We start from the raw sequence: 4,559 nt of genomic DNA on the forward strand, positions 1-4,559 counted from the left end.
AGGTCCTTCACGCGGCCGCCGCGGATCAGGACCACCGAGTGTTCCTGGAGGTTGTGGCCTTCGCCGGGGATGTAGCACACAGCTTCGATGCCGGTGGTCAGACGCACCTTGGCGACCTTCCGGAGCGCCGAGTTCGGCTTCTTCGGGGTCGTGGTGTAGACCCGGGTGCAGACGCCGCGGCGCTGCGGGCAACCCTTCAGGGCCGGAACCTTGTTCCGCGAGGGCTTGTCCTGGCGCGGCTTACGGATGAGCTGGTTGACTGTCGGCATCTAGTCTCGCTTGCGAGGAGGCGTGTGCCGTTTGGCCGGAGCGCCTCGGTTGGGATCGTTTGTGGTCGTCGTCCGAAGCCGGCCCATGAAACGCAAAAACTCGCCGGATCGCGTTGGAGGCGTTCCGGCGGGGCGCGGCTCATCGGAGCCGGGAAGAATCCCCCGGCCTCGAAAGAGCGCGCTACATAGTCGTGAAGCGGCGTCCCGTCAATCTCGCAGCCCCGGCCGCGGCGCGATGGCGGAACCCTCTCGGACGGCCATGAATTCGCCTCGCATGCGCCGCTCCCTAAGGTGCAGCTTTGAGGCCTGGGAGACCGAATGGCGAGGGCGCGTCCCAGCCGGAGTGGATGGATCGTGGCGGCCTCCCTGGCCGTCCACGCTGCGCTGCTGACGGTGCTGGCCGTACATGCTCCCCGCCTGCGCGTCCCGCAGGAGCAGGCGGGGCCTCCGGAGGCCGTGATCCCGGTCCTGATCATGCCGCGCGTCCCGCCGCCGGCGGCACAGCCGGGGGCCAAACCGCAGCCGATCCGCCTGCACCGCCGCCCGCAGCGCTTCGCGCCCGAGGATACAACGGTAGCGCCGCTGGTGGTCCCAGCGGCCGAGGAGCGGCCGTCGGCCCCGTCGGCCCCCGGGCCACGCACCCTGAACATCGCGCCCGCGGAAGATGCGATCGCCGTCAACGCCCGCAAGGCGCTGCGCAGCAGGCTGGGCTGCGCCAACGCCGCAGCGCTTGGCCTGACCCGCGAGGAACGGCGCAAGTGCGAGGACGACCTCGCAGCCGGCGCCCGGCAAGCGGACTACCTCGGCACAGGGATCGACGCCGACAAGGCCAGGGGCCTCGCCGCCGCAGCGCGCCGGCGCGAGAACGACTACACCTACATGCGCAGCACCGGCGGACCCGGCACCGTAGGCGCGGGGCCCAGCGCCAACGGCAACGCCGTCGGACGCGGCAACAACCTGCCGGGCCGCACCTCCACCGAGATCGGGAAGATAGTGGGCAGCGACAAGCCGACCTCCACGGTCCCGTTCTAAGCAGCCCTGCCGCGTTCAGTCGAAGATGTCGAAGATGTCGAAGCCCTTCTTGCGCTTGCGGTGGCGATCATCGTCGTCGTCATCGTAACGATGGCGCCCGCGTTCGCTGTCGTAGGGATGGCGGCGCTTCCAGTCGTCGGGGTCGCGGCGGAACTCGGAGACCTCGCGTTCGAACACCTGCCGCTGCTGCTGGTGGCCGGCGCGTTCCTCGCGAACCCCCTCGAGCAGCTTTTCCAACTCGCCGCGATCCAGCCAGACGCCGCGGCAGCTTGGGCACATGTCGATATCCACGCCGGAGCGCGAGACGTTCTGCATCGAGGTGTTGCAGTTGGGGCAAAGCAGCAGCGGCACCGGATCCTCCAGGAAGCGAGGCCCTGATCTAGGCGCCCTGCCCCGCCCGCCCAAGGGCCTGCCAAACGAAACGGCCCGGAATTGCTTCCGGGCCGCTCGATACGCGTGACGTTACTATAGAGCTTAGCTTTCGACCGTCTCGGCCTGGGCGGCCTCGGCGATCTCCATCGGCAGGGGCTCCATGGCCTCCTCGCGGCTGGCCGTCAGGGCCTCGTCGCGCTTGGCGGCGATGCGCTGCAGGTTGCGCAGGTACGAGCCTGTGCCCGCCGGGATGAGACGGCCTACGATCACGTTCTCCTTCAGCCCTTCCAGGGTGTCGCTCTTGCCCTGGACCGCGGCCTCGGTGAGGACGCGGGTGGTCTCCTGGAAGGAGGCCGCCGAGATGAAGCTGCGGGTCTGCAGCGACGCCTTGGTGATGCCAAGCAGGACCGGTTGCGTGACGGCGGGACGGCCGCCGCGGGCTTCGGCCTTGGCGCTCTCGTCTTCCACGTCGAGCTTTTCGAGGTGGTCGCCCTTGAGCAGCCCGGTGTCGCCCGGTTCGAGGATCTCCACCTTCTGCAGCATCTGGCGGACGATGGTCTCGATGTGCTTGTCGTTGATCGGCACGCCCTGCAGTCGATAGACCTCCTGGATCTCGTTCACCAGGAACTCGGCCAGCGCCTCGATGCCCTGGATCCGCAGGATGTCGTGCGGGTCCGGGTTGCCGTCGATGATGTACTCACCCTTGCGGATGATGTCGCCATCGTGGACCGCGATGTGCTTGCCCTTCGGGATCAGGAACTCGACCGCATCGCCGCCATCCTCCGGGGTGATCTTGATGCGGCGCTTGTTCTTGTAGTCGCGGCCGAATTCGACGCGGCCGTCCATCTCGGCGATGACCGCGCAGTCCTTCGGACGACGGGCTTCGAACAGCTCGGCCACCCGCGGAAGACCGCCGGTGATGTCGCGGGTCTTGGCGCTTTCCGTCGGCATCCGGGCCAGGATCTCGCCCGGCTTCACCTCATCGGCGTCGCCGATGGAGAGAACGGCGCCCACGGGCAGCAGGTACTTGGCCTCGCCGCCGTTCTGCAGACGCTTGTAGGCGCCGTCTTCGCCGATCACCGCCATGGCCGGACGCAGGTCCGAACCCTTGGACGAGGCCCGCCAGTCGATAACCACGCGGTTGGAGATGCCCGTGGCCTCGTCGGCTTCCTCGCGGAACGAGAAGTTCTCCACGAGGTCCTCGAAGCGGACCTTGCCGCCCACTTCCGTGATGATCGGGGTGGTGTAGGGGTCCCAGCTGGCCAGGCGCTGGCCGCGCTTCACCTTCTCGCCGTCCTTGGCCAGCAGGCGCGCGCCGTAAGGCACCTTGTACGCCTCACGGTCCTTGCCTTCGACCTGCACGGTGAGCGCCAGGTTGCGGCTCATGGAGATGAGCGCGCCGTCCGGAGCCGTGACGGTGTTGCCGCCGGAGATCTTCACCGTGCCATCGTTGGCGCTTTCGAAGAACGACTGCTCGGCCACCTGCGCCGTGCCGCCGATGTGGAAGGTCCGCATCGTCAGCTGGGTGCCGGGTTCGCCGATGGACTGGGCGGCGATGACGCCGACCGCCTCACCGATGTTCACCGGGGTCCCGCGCGCCAGGTCGCGGCCGTAGCAGGCGCCGCAGACGCCAACCTTGGTGTCGCAGGTCAGCACCGAACGGATCTTCACCGACTGCACGCCGGCGTTCTCCACCAGGTCGCACATGTTCTCGTCGAGGTAGCTGTCTGCCGGGACGATGACCTCGTTGGTGCCCGGGTCCTTGATATCCTCGGCCGCGAACCGGCCCAGGATGCGCATCCCGAGGCTGACCAGGACGTCGCCGCCCTCGACGACCGCGCGGAGCGTGATGCCCCGGGTGGTGCCGCAGTCTTCCTCGGTGATGATGCAGTCCTGCGCCACGTCGACCAGGCGCCGCGTCAGATAGCCGGAGTTGGCCGTCTTCAGCGCCGTGTCGGCCAGGCCCTTGCGGGCGCCGTGGGTGGAGTTGAAGTACTCCTGGACGGTCAGGCCTTCCTTGAAGTTCGAGATGATCGGCGTCTCGATGATCTCGCCGGACGGCTTGGCCATCAGGCCGCGCATGCCGGCGAGCTGCTTCATCTGGGCCTGCGAACCGCGGGCCCCGGAGTTGCTCATCATGAAGATCGAGTTGATCTCGCCCTGACGGCCATCGGCGCCGATCGGGGCGGAGCTCACCTCGGCCATCATCTCGTCGGCCACGCGGTCGGTGGCCTTGGCCCAGGCGTCGACCACCTTGTTGTACTTCTCGCCCTTGGTGATCAGGCCGTCGGCGTACTGCTGCTCGTACTCTTCCACGAGCTTGCGGGTCTCGGCGACGATCGGCTCCTTGCGGGCCGGGATGACGATGTCGTCCTTGCCGAAGGAGATGCCGGCCTTGGCCGCCTCGCGGAAGCCCAGCGCCATGATCTGGTCGGCGAAGATGACCGTCGCCTTCTGACCGCAGTGCCGGTAGACCGTGTCGATCAGGTTGGCGATTTCCTTCTTCGTGAGGTTCTTCTCGAGAAGCCGGTGGCCGACCGCCGGGTGGTGCGGGAATAGCGCCGCGATCTTCATCCGGCCCGGCGAGGTCTCGATGACCTTGCGGACCAGGTTGCCGTCGGCATCCATTTCCGCGTGCCGCGCCCGGATCTTCGAGTGCAGCGACACGACGTTGGCGTCCAGCGCGGCTTCCAGCTCGCCCAAATCGGCGAACGCCTTGCCCTCGCCGGGCTCACCGTCCTTCACCAGGGAGAGGTAGTAGAGGCCCAGCACGATGTCCTGCGACGGCACGATGATCGGCCGGCCGTTGGCGGGCGACAGGATGTTGTTCGTGCTCATCATCAGCACGCGCGCTTCCAGCTGGGCTTCCAGCGAGAGCGGCACGTG

4 protein-coding genes are annotated in these 4,559 nt (G+C 67.8%); 1 reads left to right on the top strand and 3 read right to left on the bottom strand.

The genetic code is table 11. The features are described 5' to 3' along the window. Window positions 1-269, bottom strand: a 269-nt coding sequence (gene rpsL / locus QZV94_RS23465) for a 30S ribosomal protein S12 (protein WP_293682649.1), incomplete at its 3' end; no start/stop codon positions are given. A gap of 354 nt (window positions 270-623) precedes the next feature. Here rpsL and QZV94_RS23470 point away from each other — a divergent pair. Continuing rightward, window positions 624-1,301, top strand: coding sequence for a hypothetical protein (locus QZV94_RS23470; protein WP_293682651.1), 678 nt, complete (start codon window positions 624-626; stop codon window positions 1,299-1,301). 15 nt (window positions 1,302-1,316) lie between these two features. Here the strand turns inward: QZV94_RS23470 and QZV94_RS23475 are convergent, their stop codons facing one another. Together QZV94_RS23475 and QZV94_RS23480 are read right to left on the bottom strand one after the other, a co-directional pair. Beyond that, entirely contained in the window at window positions 1,317-1,652 is a 336-nt protein-coding gene (locus QZV94_RS23475; RefSeq protein ID WP_293682653.1) for a zf-TFIIB domain-containing protein, read from the bottom strand. Window positions 1,653-1,775: 123 nt separating this feature from the next. Then, a partial coding sequence (locus tag QZV94_RS23480; protein ID WP_293682655.1) for a DNA-directed RNA polymerase subunit beta' occupies window positions 1,776-4,559 on the bottom strand: 2,784 nt, incomplete at its 5' end.

The sequence above is a fragment of the uncultured Phenylobacterium sp. genome, from assembly GCF_902826855.1.
In the GTDB taxonomy this organism is placed as follows: Bacteria; Pseudomonadota; Alphaproteobacteria; order Caulobacterales; family Caulobacteraceae; genus Phenylobacterium.